The sequence below is a fragment of the Mesorhizobium sp. M6A.T.Cr.TU.017.01.1.1 genome (assembly GCF_004023115.1).
In the GTDB taxonomy this organism is placed as follows: domain Bacteria; phylum Pseudomonadota; class Alphaproteobacteria; order Rhizobiales; family Rhizobiaceae; genus Mesorhizobium; species Mesorhizobium mediterraneum.
This window is the reverse complement of the sequence record NZ_RZTA01000129.1, coordinates 1-16,166: the sequence shown is the minus strand read 5'-3', so window position 1 is coordinate 16,166 and position 16,166 is coordinate 1. Positions and strand designations below refer to the sequence as shown.

Below are 16,166 nucleotides of genomic sequence, written 5' to 3'. Positions count from 1 at the left end.
AGGAACTGAGCCGCGTCCAGGTCGAAACGCGGGAAAGAAAGACAGGAAACAGAATGGCCGATCAATTCGCAACGGACGTCATTGCCCTGATCAAGAAACGCGCCGAGTCGGAGAGCGGTGAGGGAATGCCTGCGTCATTCGTCGGCGAGATAACAATCGCCACGGAACTGGACGCGCTCGGGTTCGATTCGCTGGGTTTGGCGGACGTCCTCTGGGATGTGGAGCAGGCCTACGGCATCAAGATCGACATGAACACGGCCGATGCCTGGTCCAATCTCAAGAATGTCGGCGACGTCGTGGAAGCCGTCCGCGGCTTGCTTGCGAAGGAGGCTTGAATGGACAGGCGCGTCGTTATCACCGGAGTGGGCGGCCTGTGCGGACTGGGCACTGACGCCGCCTCTATGTGGAAAGAGATGCGCGAAGGCCGCTCCGCCATCGGCCCGCTCGCCAATTCCGAGCTTCATGACCTGGAGGGCATGACCGGCGCTGAGATCAAGGCGCTGCCCGAGCACGACATCAACCGGGGGCATCTCATCTCCATGGCCCGCTTCAGCTTGCTCGCCGTGCTTGCAGCGCGCGAAGCCATGCGGCAGGCCGGACTTTCCTGCGACGAGGGGAATGCCCATCGCTTCGGCGCGACAGTGGGCGTCGGATTTACCGGTTCATACGCAACAGAACAAACTTACCGCTCACTGCTTTTGGGTAGCGCAATCCGTGCTGAACTCTTCACTGGAGTAAAGGTGATGCCCAGCGCCGCTTCCGTCCATCTTAGCTTGCGCCTCGGCTTGCGCGGGCCGGTCTTCGGGGTGACCTCCGCATGTGCCTCGGCCAACCATGCGATCGCCTCGGCGGTGGATCAGATCAAGCTGGGCCGGGCCGACGTAATGGTTTCCGGGGGCAGCGACGCGCCGTTCGCATGGGGCGTGCTGAAAGCATGGGAAGCAATGCGCGTGCTTTCACCCGATCCCTGCCGGCCCTTCTCCGCCGATAGGAAGGGCCTGGTGCTGGGCGAGGGTGCGGGCATGGCCGTGCTGGAAAGCTACGAGCATGCCACGAGGCGTGGTGCCACAATTCTTGCCGAGATCGCCGGCGTCGGCCTTTCCGCCGATGCCTTCCACATCGCCGCGCCATCTGTCGAGGGGCCAGCGTCGGCGATGCGCGCCTGCCTTGCCGATGCCGGGCTGAATGCCGAGGACGTCGACTACCTCAACGCGCACGGCACCGGTACCAAGAGCAATGATCAGACTGAAACGGCGGCGATCAAGCGTGTGTTTGGAAACCACGCTTATTCGATGTCCATCTCTTCCACCAAGTCCACGCACGCGCATTGCCTCGGCGCAGCGAGCGCGCTTGAAATGATCGCCTGCGTGATGGCAATCCAAGAGGACGTCGTGCCGCCGACCGCCAACTATCGCGAGCCAGATCCCGCTTGCGACCTCGACATCACACCCAATGTGCCGCGCGAGCGCAAGGTGCGCGTCGCCATGAGCAACGCCTTCGCCATGGGCGGCACGAACGCAGTCCTGGCATTCAGGCAGGTGTAGAAGCCATGCAAGACGCCTCATTTGAGGTCACCTGTCGTATCTAGCTGCTTGCCGGACCACTATGTGAAGCGAGCGCTATTGGCTGCCTCTGCGATGCGGGAATTGGCAGCGGACGTCTCACGATCAAACAGGCATCTGCTTGTAGAATTCTTTTAATCGTGAAGCGGCGCGAGTGCGCTATCCGTTGAGGTGAGCAAGGCCGGCGCCCTGGGTGAGCGCTGGTGTCGGGTGGTGGAAAGTACAGGGGGAGCTGTGTGGCCCCCTCTTTCTCGGCCTCGACGATGTGCGAAGGAGCCTGTGCGGCGAACGGGCCGACGCCCCAGGCTCAGAACCTGGGCGAACCTAACTCCCGCCAAAGGACAGCCCAGAGCTGGATACACGAAAGAGATACTGAACCCGCGAATCAGATTCTGATCAATCGTCGTGTCTGAGCTCCGCTCGCCTCTTACGGAGATAATCGCGCGGCCCGGCAACGGCCGCGCGTGCCGCGGGCGTGAGCTTTGCGCTTCGTCAGAAGTGCCTCGAGCGTGACGACGATAATTGACCAGCCATATGGAACGCATTCGCCCAGTTATCCAAAGCGTGGATACCTTTCATCTAAACAAAGGATTTTACCGTTTTTGCTGCAGGTCCCATAGAAGCGCTTCAAGTTGGAAAGATAGGTAGTTCCGATGGTTGCGTTGGATCCGAGGAGCATCATCTGGTGTGCGGGGCGTACAAAGTCAGTCGCATCTGCATTGCGGCTTGGTCTTTCGGCGGTCTCCACAAGTTACGCCCCGTTGGCGCGACGCCAATTATTTAACCAATGCTTGGACATTTATCTCAACCAGACAGCTACAAGGTGAGGTCTTCCATGCGCCCGAATGTCGAGTGGAAGTTGTGCTGGGAAAATGAGTTGCAACTGGCCGACCATGTCGAACTCTCCGACTTTTTTCGAAAGACCTATGGACGGACTGGCGCCTTCAACGCGGAGCCATTCGAAGGCGGCCGCAGTTGGGCCGGCGCGAGGCCGGAATTCCGCGCAATCGGCTACGACGCGCATGGGGTAGCGGCTCACATCGGCATGCTGCGGCGCTTCATCAAAGTTGGCGAGGTCGACTTGATCGTCGCTGAATTGGGCCTGTACGCGGTTCGTCCGGATCTTGAAGGGCTCGGAATCGGTTTTTCGATGCGCGTGGCGTACCCAGTGCTCCATCAGTTGGGTGTTCCATTCGCTTTCGGCACGGTTCGGCACGCGCTGCGAAACCATGTCGAAAGATTCTGCAGAGCCGGCCTCGCGAACATTGTGTCGGGCGTTCGCGTACGGTCGACCCGTCCAGATGTGCATCCCGACCTGCCGCCCACGCGCCTGGAAGACGTACTCGTGTTGGTTTCGCCGATCGGACGCTCGATGGACGAGTGGCCGTCCGGTACCCTGATCGACCGGAACGGTCCGGAACTATGAAGCCTCTGGACTACATATGCGAAGGGCAGAGTGACAATGCCGATGGCATTGCAGAGCGCAGCGTCTATCTGACGTTTGACGACGGTCCCAATTCATTTTTCACACCGCAGATACTCAATGTGCTGGCGCAACATCAGGTGCCGGCGACCTTCTTCGTTGTTGGGGCCTACGCGGCCGACGAGCCGGAACTCGTTCGCCGAATTATTACAGACGGGCACGGTATAGCCAACCACACGATGACTCATCCGGACCTGGCTAAATGCGGGCCCGTCGAAGTCGACCGCCAGATAGTTGAGGCAAACAGAGTCATAGGGATGGCTTGCCCGCAGGCCATGGTTCGGTACTTTCGTGCACCGTATGGCATCTGGACCGAAGAAGTAATCGCTGCATCAGCGGGTGCGGCATTGGCGCCCGTCCATTGGTCCATTGATCCACGCGACTGGTCTCGCCCCGGCGTTGACGCCATCGTCGACAGAGTGCTCGCCGATATCCGGCCGGGCGCAATCGTGCTGTTGCACGACGGGTGCGCTCCCGACGAATTGCAACCAGGCAATCAAGCCAGTCTGCGCGACCAGACGGTGACAGCGTTGTCACGCCTAATTCCAGAATTGCACGGCCGCGGATTTGTAATCCGATCACTTCCTCAACATCCCTGAACAAACAGAGATCCTATGGACCTTCTCACCACAGCCAGTACTGTTGCCGTTTCGTCTTATGCGGTGCTCTCGACTGTTTACAGAGGCATGCAAGCGGTCTACTCCCAACCGGAAAATGTTACGCCGCCGTCGGAAAGCTTGTTCGGATCCGACCGTTGGCCGAGCGTGGATGTCATCATCCCCTGCTACAATGAGGACCCGCGCACACTCGCGGCGTGTTTAGCTTCCATTGCAATTCAAGATTACGCCGGAACATTTCAGGTCTATCTGGTTGACGACGGTTCTGGAAATCGTAATGCCGTCATCCCGGTACATCACGCCTACGAGGGCGACCCGAGATTCAATTTCATTCTGCTCCGCGAGAATGTTGGCAAACGCAAGGCGCAGATCGCCGCCATCCGCCGCTCATCTGGAGATTTCGTGCTCAGCGTCGACTCTGACACGACACTTGCGTCCGACGTCATCACGAAGCTTGCAGTAAAAATGCGGGATCCCATGGTCGGAGCGGCCATGGGCCAGCTGACGGCATACAACCGCAGCGACACTTGGTTGACCCGATTGATCGATATGGAATACTGGCTGGCTTGCAATGAGGAGCGCGCGGCGCAAGGTCGCTTTGGTGCGGTCATGTGCTGCTGCGGCCCATGTGCAATGTACCGCCGGTCTTGTCTCCTTTCTCTGCTGGATCAATACGAGACGCAGCTGTTCAGGGGGAAACCAAGCGACTTCGGTGAAGACCGTCATCTTACGATCCTCATGCTGAAAGCAGGCTTTCGAACCGAGTACGTTCCAGGTGCCGTCGCGGCGACAGTCGTTCCGGACAAGATGGGACCTTATTTGCGCCAACAACTCCGCTGGGCACGAAGCACTTTCCGGGACACGATGCTTGCGCGAGGTCTACTGCGTGGCCTGGATCGCTATCTAACTTTGGATGTGATGGGAGAGAATCTCGGCCCATTGTTGCTCGGCATCGCGGTAGTAACGGCGCTCGGTGAGCTACTATTTTCACATACAGTAAATTGGTGGACGGTGCTGGCTATTGTCACGATGACCATAATCAGATCTGCAGTGTTATCTTTCCGCACTCGGCAGCTTCGATTCATCGGCTATTCAATGCACGCGTTAATCAGGATATTCCTGTTGATCCCCTTGAAGGCTTACGCCCTGTGTACATTGAGCAATAGCGATTGGCTGTCGCGTAAAAGTGTTCCCCTGCCCAACAGGAGCACAAAGGAAATCACAAGCGCGATGCCGCTTGCCGGAGCAAATGCTGCGGGCAATTCTGGAATTGCGGAGTCACTTCATACTGCAGATCTTTCGCTCACAGCTGGTGAAGTCTGACGGCCTTGCAGCGCCGAGTGACCGAGTAAGTTGTGTCAGTCGACACGGGGTGAAGCTTGTCGAGTTACCTATGGTCAGATCGGGAACTATCTGGAAGCGACACCTGGCACCTTGACGTTAATTCTTTGGCGGAAGCGATACACGCGTCGCTCCGGCCGCGACTTTCCAAAGGTGCCATCTCAAGGCGGTGGCCTGCTCTGAACCAGAATTCGTAAGTAAGCTGCCGGTGGCCAATCGGACTCATTCCGCTTGAGATAGACGCATGTCCAATGTAGCAATCGACCTTACCGGCGTAACCAAATTATTCGGGAACAAGCTCGTTGTGGACGGGCTGTCCTTCACCGTTGCATCGGGAGAGTGCTTCGGTCTGCTGGGGCCGAACGGCGCAGGCAAGAGCACGATTGCGCGTATGCTCCTCGGTATGACCCGGCCTGACGCGGGTGATATAACAGTCCTCGGTCTACCAGTGCCGGCACGCAGCCGCTTGGCCCGCAAGGGCATAGGCGTGGTCCCGCAGTTCGACAATCTCGACCTGGAATTTACGGTACGTGAGAACCTGTTGGTGTTCGGGCGCTACTTCGGCATGAGTACAAGAGAGATCAACGCCGTCATCCCACGGCTCCTCGAGTTCGCTCGCCTTGAGAGCAAGGCGGATTCACGTGTCGGCCTGCTATCCGGCGGGATGAAGCGGCGCCTGACGCTGGCACGTGCTCTGATCAACGACCCCCAGTTGCTTGTGATGGATGAGCCCACGACCGGCCTCGACCCGCATGCCCGCCATCTGATCTGGGAGCGACTTCGTTTCCTGCTGGCGAGCGGAAAAACGATCATTTTGACCACCCATTTCATGGAAGAGGCTGAGCGGCTTTGTGATCGGCTGTGTGTTCTCGAGCGGGGACGCAAGATCGCCGAGGGCAGTCCTCATGCGCTGATCGACGAGTACATTGGGTGCAACGTGATCGAGATCTTCGGCGGCAATCCACAGGAGCTGATTTCGCTGATCAGGCCGTACGTTCAGCGTATCGAGGTAAGCGGCGAGACGCTCTTTTGCTATGCGCCTGATCCGGAGGATGTGCGCATCCAGCTTCGCGGTCGAGCGGGTCTGCGTATTCTGGAGCGTCCACCCAGTCTGGAGGACGTTTTCTTGCGGCTAACCGGACGTGAGATGGAGAAGTGAGCAATGGGTGAACGTCTTGCGGCCGCTCTACCCGCCAACGCCTGGAACTGGATCGCGGTGTGGCGCCGCAATCATTTGGCATGGAAGAAGGTGGCATTTGCTTCAATGCTCGGCACCCTTGCTGATCCGATGATTTACCTTTTCGGGCTCGGCACTGGCCTTGGACTGTTGGTAGGCCGCATCGAAGGTGCATCCTACATCGCTTTTCTGGCAGCCGGCATGGTTGCGACAAGCGCGATGACAGCATCGACCTTCGAAACAATTTACGCGGTTTTCGGTCGAATGCGGGATCAGGGCACTTGGGAAGCAATCTTGCACACACAACTTACCCTCGGCGACATCGTTCTCGGTGAATTGACCTGGGCAGCCACAAAGGCCTTTCTGGCCGGTACGACAATTGCGATTGTTGCCGCCGCGCTAGGTTATGCCGCGTGGACGTCGGTTCTCTACGTGCTGCCGGTCATCGCTCTCACCGGGTTCGCCTTTGCGAGCCTGGCCATGCTCGTCATCGCGCTCGCGCCCAGTTATCACTATTTTATTTTCTATCAGACGCTTGTCATCACACCCATGCTGTTCCTTTCGGGCGCGGTTTTTCCAGTCGGCCAATTGCCAGGAGTGTTTCAGCAGATTGCGGCCTTCTCGCCGCTGGCGAATTCTATCGATCTAATCCGTCCGGTGATGCTCGGCCGCCTGGGCGACAATGTAGGGCTGCATATAGGCGCACTTTGCATGTTCGCTGTATTGCCTTTTTTTCTGTCGGCTGGACTGTTTCATCGACGACTAATGCGTTGACGCTTACCTACGCCCATCAACGAGAAGGAGGTCCGCAATGCCCGATTGCAAACTGCCCACAGCGGCCCGGAGGCATGCGTGTGCCAGGAATCGCGAGTGGTACAACAACGCCGAAGCCGGGCGCCACCCAGCCGCTGCAGGCACGCGCCCATCTTCGCGACCACACCTCGGAGTACAGGCTGAGTGGTGAGGCGCGGACCCACCCGGAGCGTTCAAGCGATAGCAGCCAAGCTTCTTGTGCGCGTCCCCAGACCGTCGCGGCCATTATTTAGTTGGATACACATGCAATGACCCACAACGAACCAACTCCTGAGCCTTTTGTGATCCTTGCTATGCCAAGGACCGGAACACACTATTTAGAAGAATTGCTAAACGAGCATCCGACCGTTTTGAGTAACGGTGAGTTGCTAAACGAATATGATCCCAATTGGCCCAGCACGGATCGCCTGCTAGGCACGGATCGCGAGCTTCTTGAGCTTGCCTATGTGCGCTGCCCTATGCGCGACTACAAGAATGTGACGCATCTTGGCTGCAAGATCAATGAACCTCAGTTTCGCGAGCGTCCAGCATTCTTTGCGGAATTAGCTCGTTGGCCAGCACTCAAGGTCATCCTCGTTGTTCGCCGAAACGTATTGGAATCGCTCCGATCCTTTGTGCAGGCCAGGGAAAGCGGTCAGTGGCTGAAGTTCAGGTCGGACAACGATACCGCTCGGCCACCGAGCGTCAGGTTGTCAATCGCTGACTGTGAGGCTTATTTCAAAGCCGCCGACGATTTTCACGCTCGCGTTATGGAATCCTTCACGTCGACCAACCTGCTTGTAATGGAATACGAGAGCCTTCTTCACGGACCTGCCCAATGCTTGGGAGCGGTTTGGGATTTCCTGGGCGTTCCAGCGCTTGAGCCATCAGATAACGCCATCCTGCAGCGCCAGGAAACGCGACCGCTGGATCAAACGGTGGAGAACTTTGACGAGTTGCGGATTCACTTCGCACGGGGACCTTATTCAAGATTTTTTGACCTCGGAGATTCAATGCGCTCCTACGCTTAATCGCTTGTACCGCGTGCTCTGATGGGCGTGTAGGATATCCTGCAGTTTGCGCGCATTCCGTCGCAAAACTGACAAACCAAAGTCACCAAGACGACAGAGATATCGGCCGGCAGTCGATCTGCGGCAGACATCAAAGACACGGCCGCAAGGCGACCTGGTCAATTCCCTCTCTGGCGAAGCACTTCTTCAGACGCGATCTTTGGCGAGCCTTGAGTGCAAATTCCGGCAAAGGTGGAGGGTTCCAGTGCGCAACCCGCACCAATCTCGCTGGACGGGACAGGCCTCCAGTTGGCACGGCGCTTGCTCCGAGATGACAGCAGCGCTCGACCGGAGCGCAGCATGGGAGAAGGAGGAGCCCCCACCCCGATCCGGTCAGGGAGAGAGAAACGGTGTTGGTTCCAAGAGTCCCCCGCGCGATCGCAGCGCCCCGCAAGCCCCATTTTGCCCGGACCTACGTGCAGGTGCTTGCCGCCATAGTCCTGGGAGCCGCAATTGGCTACCTCTATCCGGAAACCGGCCAGAGCCTGAAGCTGCTCGGCGATGCCTTCATCAAAGTCGTCAAGATGATTATCGCACCTGTCATCTTCCTGACAATTGCGACCGGCATTGCCGGCATGAGCGATCTGCAGAAGGTCGGCCGAGTTGCCGCCAAGGCGATGGTTTATTTCCTCACCTTCTCGACACTTGCACTCGTTGTCGGACTGATTGTCGCGAATATCGTTCAACCTGGCGCCGGCCTCAACATCGATCCGGCCTCGCTCGATGTCCAAGCCGTTAAGGGCTATGTGGCCACGGCTCACGAGCAGTCCGTGACCAGCTTCCTGATGAACATCATCCCGTCAACGATTGCCAGTGCCTTCGCGGAAGGCGACATCCTGCAAGTCCTGTTCTTCTCGGTCCTGTTCGGCATTGCTTTGGCGATGACCGGAGAGACGAGCAGGCCGGTCGTTACCTTTCTCCAGGCGCTTACCGCCCCCATTTTTAAGCTCGTCGGCATTCTGATGAAGGCTGCACCCATCGGCGCCTTCGGCGCAATGGCCTTTACGATCGGCAAATACGGAATCGGTTCGGTGGCCAACCTCGCGATACTGGTCGCGACGTTCTATCTTACCGCCTTCCTCTTCGTGTTCGGGGTTCTCGGCGCGGTCTGCCGCTACAACGGCTTCTCGATCTTTTCTCTCGTCCGCTACATCAAGGACGAGCTGCTGCTTGTCCTGGCAACGTCCTCCTCGGAGGCCGCGCTGCCCTCGCTAATGGAGAAGATGGAGAAGGCCGGCGCCGCCCGTTCGGTCGTAAGTCTCGTCATCCCTACTGGATACTCATTCAATCTGGACGGTACCAATATCTACATGACGATCGCCGCCCTCTTCATCGCCCAGGCGACGAACACAGATTTGTCAATTGCCGATCAGATCCTCCTGCTGCTAATTGCGATGCTTTCCTCGAAGGGTGCGGCAGGCGTCACCGGCGCCGGCTTCATCACATTGGCCGCTACTCTCTCTGTCGTGCCGAGTGTTCCCGTTGCCGGAATGGCTCTAATTCTTGGCGTGGACCGCTTCATGTCGGAATGCCGCGCGCTGACGAATTTAGTCGGTAATGCGGTGGCATCGCTCGTTGTCGCTCGCTGGGAAGGCGAATTGGACCAGTCACGGATGGAAACCGCTTTCCGCGGTTAGGGTTACATCAAACTGGCTCCCCGCAAGCAAGATCGCAACAGCGCGACGTGTAAGTAGCGGCCTTGACACAACAGTCGAATTGCCAGCCTCCAAAGAGCGCTGGAAATAGAGTACTAACGCAGTGAGTAATACACACCATGAAGCCCCTAAGCAAACGAACGGTTCACGGAGACTCATCTGGGTGCGCATGGAGCGCTGTTCGTCGAATGCGCTATCCGCGGGGTGGGGGAACTATTTCAGCTTGCCGCCCCAAGCCGTCGCGGGAGCGCACCGGATGATGGAGGACCGGCCGATCAGAATCGCTAGGGGAAAGCGCGTCACAATAGCCGATCTCGCCCGCGAAGCCGGAGTCAGCGTAGCAACAGTCGATCGGGTTCTGAACGTCCGCCTTCCGGTGCGAGAGGAGACCGCCCAGCGGGTCCATGCGGCCGCGCACGCGATCGGCTATCATGCTGCCGGTCTCATCAAACAGCGCTTGCAGCAGCACCTGCCGCACTACAAGCTGGGCTTCATCTTGAGAAAACCTACCCACGATTTCTACCAAGATTTCGCTCGCAAGATCGAAGAGTCGGTCAGTATGGCTAAATCCTTCCACGGCCTTCCGATCATCGAGTTCGCGCAGTCACATTTGCCGCGTGACCTGCTCCCGCTTCTTAAGGACCTTGGGAGCCGCTGCCAGGCGATCGCCATGGTGGCGGCCGATCACCCGAAAATCACAGCATCAGTCGAGGAGCTCAAGGCGAAAGGTATCCCGGTATTTTCGCTGCTATCCGACTTCGCCGATGGCGTGCGCGAGGGCTACATCGGCCTCAACAACAGCAAGGTCGGACGGACTGCCGCTTGGGTGTTTTCCAAGGCCGCAAAACGGCCCGGCAAGGTGGCGGTGTTTGTCGGAAGCCATCGCTTCCAGGCGCATGCGACGCGGGAAACGGCCTTTCGTGCGTATTTTCGTGAGAACGCGCCAAAATTCGAGGTGCTTGATGCGCTGGTGAACCTTGATGAACGGCAGCTCACTTACGAAAAATTGCTGGATCTTATGCAGCGGGAACCAGAGCTCGTCGGCTTCTATATGGCCGGCGGGGGGATAGAGGGGGCAATTTCCGCGCTCCGAGAAGAGGGGAGCGGTCAGGATCTCGTCGCGATCGTGAGTGAAATGACGCCGCAGTCACGTGGGGCGCTTGCGGATGACATCTTGACGATGGCGGTCGGCACGCCAATGCGCCGACTTTGCCAGGAGCTGATAATGGCAATGGAGCGGGCCATCAAAGCCGGCGTCGCGGAGAGCCCGGGGCAGACATTTCTGCCGTTCGACATTTATCTTCCGGAAAATATTTGACCTTGATGGATTTCTATCATGAGCGCCCATTTTCCTTTCACCGATGAAAGGAAAGCTCGATTGACTCGGCCGTCTCTGTCCGATCTGTGAACCGGCGTGGTTCCGTCTTGAAAGAAGCCGGATGCCGAAATGGCAGCCGCGCTTCATGGAAGGAAAGTCAAGCAATGCGCCAGGTATCGCCCCGCTTTGCACTCGATCACATGGCGGCGCCCCGCCTTGACGTCAGTGCGCTTTTCGCGCTTGCCCGTGACCAAGGCCTGACCGACGTCCAAATCCGTTACCCTCATTTCAGCAATCCTGTCGCACGCGGCATTCCGGCTGCGGACGTTCGGTTTGCCGCTACCGAAGCGGGCGTCACGATCATCTCTGTCAACGCCTTGCAGCGGTTCAACGACTGGACTCCAACGCGTCAGGCCGAGGCAAGCAACCTCGCCGATTATGCGACGGCGTGCGGGGCGGAGACGCTCGTGTTGGTGCCGGCCAACCGCAGCTCGTGGCCCACCAATAGCGAGCGCCAGGACAATCTTCGTTTCGCTCTAAACGAGATCAAGCCAATCCTCCAGTCGCGGGGTCTGATCGGTCTCATCGAGCCGCTGGGTTTCCGAACCTGCTCGCTTCGATCAAAGAAGGAAGCGGCCGAGGCCGTTGCCGCGGTTGATGGCCAGTCCGTCTTTCGCCTCGTGCACGACACGTTCCACCACACCCTGGCCGGGGAGACATGCCTGTTCTGCGAGCTTACCGGCCTGGTGCACATTTCAAGCGTAAACGACCCGACCTTCTGGATTTACCCCGATCGCTTTCTTGCAGGTTCCGACAATGGCAGCCAGATTCAGGCGCTGCTGGATGGCGGCTACGCGGGACCTTTCTCGTTCGAGCTGGTCGAGGAAGTCCATTCTCTGGACGATCTCGCAGGCGCACTTGCCGCCAGCATCGACTTTATCCGGCGAGGGCTATTGTCGTCAGAGTAGATGGTGACAGCAGTAGTGACTATAGGTGCGCCTGAATTTTCCGTGGGTTCACAGCGGGGCAGCCATCCGAGATGCCTCCTGTATCATTATTTCCCGCATCCAGATGCTTGCCGGATCGCTATTGTGGAGGGCCGGCCATTGGAGGGTCTCGGTGAATGTGGGAAATGGCAGCGGAAGTTCGATAACCCGCAGGGGGAACGTTTTTTCGAAATGCCTGACCAGCCGTAAGGGCATGGTCGCTATACGAGCTGTGCCGGACACCATAGGTGGAATCATGCTGAAGCCCTGCACGGCGACCTCGACACGTCTCTTAAGGCCATGCTCAAGCAAAAACCATTCCTCGATAGACGGCTTCATCGTACGCCCGAACCTGACCGCGACGTGCCTCATCGACATGTATCTCTCGAATGTAAGCTGCTGTGGCAGCTGCTTGTTTGTGGGACAGCCTACGCACACGAGCTTCTCGTCAAACAGCGCAACGCTTGAATGCACACTCGACGTGAACATATCCGGTAGAATTAGAAAATCGACGTCACCGCGCCGGAGAAGCTCATCGGGGCTATCGTCGACAGGCAGCAGTTCGAAGCTGACGGCGGGGGCTTCCCGTGAAATACGCTCCACAAGCTTTTCGAAAAACACGAGCGTGACGAAATCGGAAAGAATGATCCTGAAGAGGCGATCGGCTCGAGCTGGGTCAAACGGATCCGAAGAAATAATCGAGCACTGGATGTGCTGGAGAGCGTCGCGAACTGCGGGGGCAAATGCTGCCGCACGCGGGGTTAGAAATCGTTCGCGACCTCTTATCGTAAACAGTTCATCGCGGAAATAATCGCGCAGTCGGGCGACGGCCGCACTCATGGCGGGCTGACTCAGGTTGATCCTGCGTGCCGCCGCCGAGAGATTACGCTCCGTCAGGAGTGCGTCGAGCACAACGAGGAGATTTAGATCAAGTCCTTTGAAACGCATGTCATCAGCCATCCATGGGATGGATGCCTTTAACCGAAACAAACGACTTTAACAATTTAGCATTCTTGCAATCTTTTGTCGCAAAAAGTTTATGATGGATGACGTTAAGGTCCGACATATGAGCCGCGTGATCTGCCGAAGCGAGCAATCGTTCGTACTGTGCAGGTCAGAGATTGGCAGTTTGAAACGCCGGGCCGATGGCGCCGGGCTATCAACCAGCGTCTTCGGCGGCCCCGACCTAGCTAGGCGTGGAACCTAATAGGGTGCACCCTTCCAGTCCGAGGCGACTGATGGGCGGTTTGATCCTAAGCTGCCGTGAGGCCTGTGCCAATTGTATCGGCGAAGCCAATGCAGCAGTCCGGCAGCGTTTTTGAGAGCTGTTGTAGGCTCGGCCTAAGCCCATTGGCGCAAGCCTGTCTGAACGAAGCGCTTGGCCTTGCCGCTATCCGGTATGTGATCTGTGGTGCCTTTTCGTCCTGCTGTTCTGGTTTTGGACCCTTATGGTGAGCCCATCCGGGACGTGGGGCACCGGGAGCACAAAGGTGCAGGCAGGCCGTCAATAGACCGTGGGCTGAGAGCCCGAACTCGTTACATGGCCGCCCCTCGCGACTTTCCCGGATGCGCTGCGAGCGCGGATCAGTAGATGTCGTGTTGCCCGCCAGCTCCCGTCTTTGACCGAGCCAAGAAGGAGGAACGGGCATGCTTATCATCGGACTGGATATTCACCGCGCCTTCGCCGAGGCAGTGGCATGGGAGGAGGGCAGGCTCAGGCGACTCGGCCGCGTCGACATGCGGCGCGATCTGCTGGCGGCGTTCGCCGCGAAGCTGTCGCCGAACGATGTCGGGGTGATCGAGGCCACCGGCAACGCGACGTCCGCTGCAGCTGTGGTTGCGCCGCATGTGAAGAAGGTGGGGATCGCCAACCCGAAACAGGTGTTTATCGTTGCCTATGCCAAGATCAAAACGACGATCGACGCCGACGTTCTTGCGCAGCTCTATGCCAGCGGCTTCTTGCCAGAAGTCTGGATTGCGGACGAGCCGACGCAGGCTCTGCGTCGACAGGTGACACGGCGCAATCAGATTGTCCGACAGAGATCTCGATTGAAGAGCGTCATCCAGTCGATCCTTCATAGCCACCTGATCCCGTCCTGCCCGCATGCCGACCTGTGCGGCGCCAAGGGTCGGACCTGGTTAATCGAGCAGGTCGTACCGCAGGACGAGCGCCTCGCGATCGATGGGCATCTGCGCGAGTTCGACCGATTGGGCGAAGACCTCCAGGTCATCGAACGCGATCTTGTCCGCTCGGCTCTCGAGGATGAAGGCGTGAAGCGGCTGATGACCATTCCCGGCGTCGACATCACCGTCGCGCTGGCGATGAAGGCGGCGATCGGCGACGTGTCGCGCTTCGACGATCCGCAGAAGCTCGTGACCTATCTCGGGTTGAACCCAAGCGTCCGGCAGTCCGGCCAGGTCCGGCCTACCATGGGCGGATCACCAAGCAGGGCCGTGGTCATGCGCGCGGCATGCTCGTCGAGGCGGCCTGGGCGGCCGCTCGTGCTCCCGGACCGTTGCGAGCCTTCTCCCTGCGGCGTGCGAGCCCGGCGCGGACAGCATGTCGCGGCCGTGGCAACCGCACGCAAACTCTCTGTCGTGATCTGGCATCTGTTGAGAAGGGCGAGAGTTACGCGTGGGCTCGACCCTCCCTGCATGCCAAGAAGCTTGCGCGATGTGGAACTCAAGGCCGGGAGCAAGGCTGTGCGCGGCCAAAAGGGAGCGCACGCCTACAACATAAAGAGCCACCGGGAAGAAGAGCGCCGCTGGGTGGAGCAGGCCGAGGGCGCCTATGCACGCCTCGTCGCCGGTTGGAACCCACGAGGTCCGAAGAGGGTAGGCACGGATGCCGCAAACGAGGCGCGACGATAGAAGCTGCGCGGCAGGGCTCTCATCTCGGACCCTGCTCTTCGCCACGCGGTCGTCCGTGCGCGACAGGAGAATAGCGCAGATTTATCAAAAAGGCTCTTGTCGATCACATCAGTGGTCTTGGGCGCTGTACGGCCGGGTGAAGACTTTGCAGGTGGCCCGGAAAGCGTTTGACCTGTAGCGAAGCAATTGTCGTCATTACGCGCTCGACCCGGGCGCCCAGCTTGGCATAAGGGCTACGTGGCCTCAGGAAGCGTCGCCAATGCAGACCATGGACGAATTCCCAGCCGATGCCGAGATGCCGGTCGACCGTGCCTGTCGCCGTCCGGTGATGCGATGCCCCCGAGCGGATGAGTTCGCCCCGGATGCTCCCGGTCACGACGCACGGGTTCGGGTTCCAAGGCGCTCAGTTTTGTTCGCGCCCAATCGGTGTAGGACGCGGCAGAAATACGAGCGTGACGAAATCGGAAAGAATGATCCTGAAGCGGCGATTCGGTAGAGCCGGGTCAAACTATCCGACGAAATAAACGAGCACTGGATGGGCGGGAGAGCGTCGCGAACTGGAGGGCAAGAGCTCCCGGACGCAGCGTTAAGTTTGAATACCTCCGCGGACATGGTCGCGAGCTCATCGCGCAAATAATCGAGCAGCCGAGCGCCGGCCGCACTCATGACCGGCTGGGCTCGGTTAATCCTGCATGCCGCGCCCATGAGGTTGCGCTCTGTCGGGAGTGCGTCGAGCACAACGAGGAGATGTAGTTCACGACCTTTGAAACGCGTGGTCAACTATCCAAAGTGTGGATGCCTTTCATCGAAACAAACGATTTCATCAATGTTCTGGAATCCTGCATGGGCAGAAGCACCTGACGGACACCGATGCCCCACTGCCTCATAGCGTGGCGAGCGTCTTAAGAAACCGCCCGAAAGGAGATTTTTCATGCGCTCTACCGGGCAGTGGAGTGCTGGGAAAGGGAGTTGCAACTGACCGGCCATGTCAAACTGTCCGACTTCTTCCGAGCCTATGGACAGACTGGGAGACGCGCACGGTGTAGCGGCTCACATCGTCATACTGCACCTACGCCACACACCGGCCGGACCTGATCCGGCTTTATGAGCATTGGGCTTTGTCAGACGCACAAGCGTCGTGGCTATTTTCGCGACGCGGCGCGCCTCAGGAACTGAGCCGCGTCCAGGTCGAAACGCGGGAAAGAAAGACAGGAAACAGAATGGCCGATCAATTCGCAACGGACGTCATTGCCCTGATCAAGAAACGCGCCGAGTCGGAGAGCGGTGAGGGAAT

The 16,166-nt window shown here is 58.6% G+C and carries 13 protein-coding genes and 2 pseudogenes; 12 read left to right on the top strand and 3 right to left on the bottom strand.

The features are described from left to right. The first annotated feature begins 53 nt into the window (after positions 1 to 53). The 11 genes from EOB36_RS28855 (at position 54) to EOB36_RS28805 (ending at position 11,983) form a co-directional block, all read left to right on the top strand. Positions 54 to 335, top strand: coding sequence for an acyl carrier protein (locus EOB36_RS28855; RefSeq protein WP_029356603.1), 282 nt, complete (start codon positions 54 to 56; stop codon positions 333 to 335). Continuing rightward, on the top strand, positions 336 to 1,544 hold the full coding sequence (locus EOB36_RS28850; RefSeq protein WP_128286217.1) for a beta-ketoacyl-[acyl-carrier-protein] synthase family protein: 1,209 nt from the start codon (positions 336 to 338) through the stop codon (positions 1,542 to 1,544). Positions 1,545 to 2,397: 853 nt separating this feature from the next. Next, positions 2,398 to 2,988, top strand: a complete 591-nt coding sequence (locus EOB36_RS28845) for a NodA family N-acyltransferase (RefSeq protein WP_063169401.1) — start codon at positions 2,398 to 2,400, stop codon at positions 2,986 to 2,988. Then, positions 2,985 to 3,644, top strand: coding sequence for a chitooligosaccharide deacetylase NodB (gene nodB / locus EOB36_RS28840; RefSeq protein ID WP_091600617.1), 660 nt, complete (start codon positions 2,985 to 2,987; stop codon positions 3,642 to 3,644). Before EOB36_RS28845 ends, nodB begins: the two co-directional genes overlap by 4 nt. Before the next feature lie 15 nt (positions 3,645 to 3,659). Further along, entirely contained in the window at positions 3,660 to 4,985 is a 1,326-nt protein-coding gene (nodC, locus tag EOB36_RS28835; protein ID WP_128286216.1) for a chitooligosaccharide synthase NodC, read from the top strand. 262 nt (positions 4,986 to 5,247) lie between these two features. Further along, positions 5,248 to 6,162 (top strand): nodulation factor ABC transporter ATP-binding protein NodI, encoded by a 915-nt coding sequence (gene nodI / locus EOB36_RS28830; protein ID WP_029356623.1) that lies wholly within the window; start codon positions 5,248 to 5,250, stop codon positions 6,160 to 6,162. A gap of 3 nt (positions 6,163 to 6,165) precedes the next feature. Then, entirely contained in the window at positions 6,166 to 6,954 is a 789-nt protein-coding gene (locus EOB36_RS28825; protein ID WP_095517113.1) for an ABC transporter permease, read from the top strand. Positions 6,955 to 7,241: 287 nt separating this feature from the next. Then, positions 7,242 to 8,003, top strand: coding sequence for a sulfotransferase domain-containing protein (locus EOB36_RS28820; RefSeq protein WP_126104967.1), 762 nt, complete (start codon positions 7,242 to 7,244; stop codon positions 8,001 to 8,003). Positions 8,004 to 8,395: 392 nt separating this feature from the next. Continuing rightward, entirely contained in the window at positions 8,396 to 9,679 is a 1,284-nt protein-coding gene (locus tag EOB36_RS28815; protein ID WP_281035504.1) for a dicarboxylate/amino acid:cation symporter, read from the top strand. 274 nt (positions 9,680 to 9,953) lie between these two features. Next, positions 9,954 to 11,015: a LacI family DNA-binding transcriptional regulator gene (locus EOB36_RS28810; protein WP_051695606.1), complete on the top strand. Its 1,062-nt coding sequence runs from the start codon at positions 9,954 to 9,956 to the stop codon at positions 11,013 to 11,015. Positions 11,016 to 11,179: 164 nt separating this feature from the next. After that, on the top strand, positions 11,180 to 11,983 hold the full coding sequence (locus EOB36_RS28805; protein WP_029356612.1) for a TIM barrel protein: 804 nt from the start codon (positions 11,180 to 11,182) through the stop codon (positions 11,981 to 11,983). Between the two features lie 48 nt (positions 11,984 to 12,031). Here the strand turns inward: EOB36_RS28805 and EOB36_RS28800 are convergent, their stop codons facing one another. Both EOB36_RS28800 and EOB36_RS35470 read right to left on the bottom strand, forming a co-directional pair. Further along, complete coding sequence (locus EOB36_RS28800) at positions 12,032 to 12,949, bottom strand: LysR family transcriptional regulator (protein WP_063170390.1); 918 nt, start codon at positions 12,947 to 12,949, stop codon at positions 12,032 to 12,034. Between the two features lie 238 nt (positions 12,950 to 13,187). Next, positions 13,188 to 13,393 (bottom strand): annotated as a pseudogene (locus EOB36_RS35470) (integrase core domain-containing protein); the annotation flags it as partial. A 255-nt stretch (positions 13,394 to 13,648) separates the two neighbouring features. Here EOB36_RS35470 and EOB36_RS28795 point away from each other — a divergent pair. Beyond that, entirely contained in the window at positions 13,649 to 14,872 is a 1,224-nt protein-coding gene (locus tag EOB36_RS28795) for an IS110 family transposase (protein WP_245467925.1), read from the top strand. Between the two features lie 442 nt (positions 14,873 to 15,314). Here EOB36_RS28795 and EOB36_RS36030 read toward each other — a convergent pair. Continuing rightward, a pseudogene (locus tag EOB36_RS36030) lies at positions 15,315 to 15,652 on the bottom strand (LysR family transcriptional regulator); the annotation flags it as partial. Between the last annotated feature and the right edge of the window lie 514 nt (positions 15,653 to 16,166).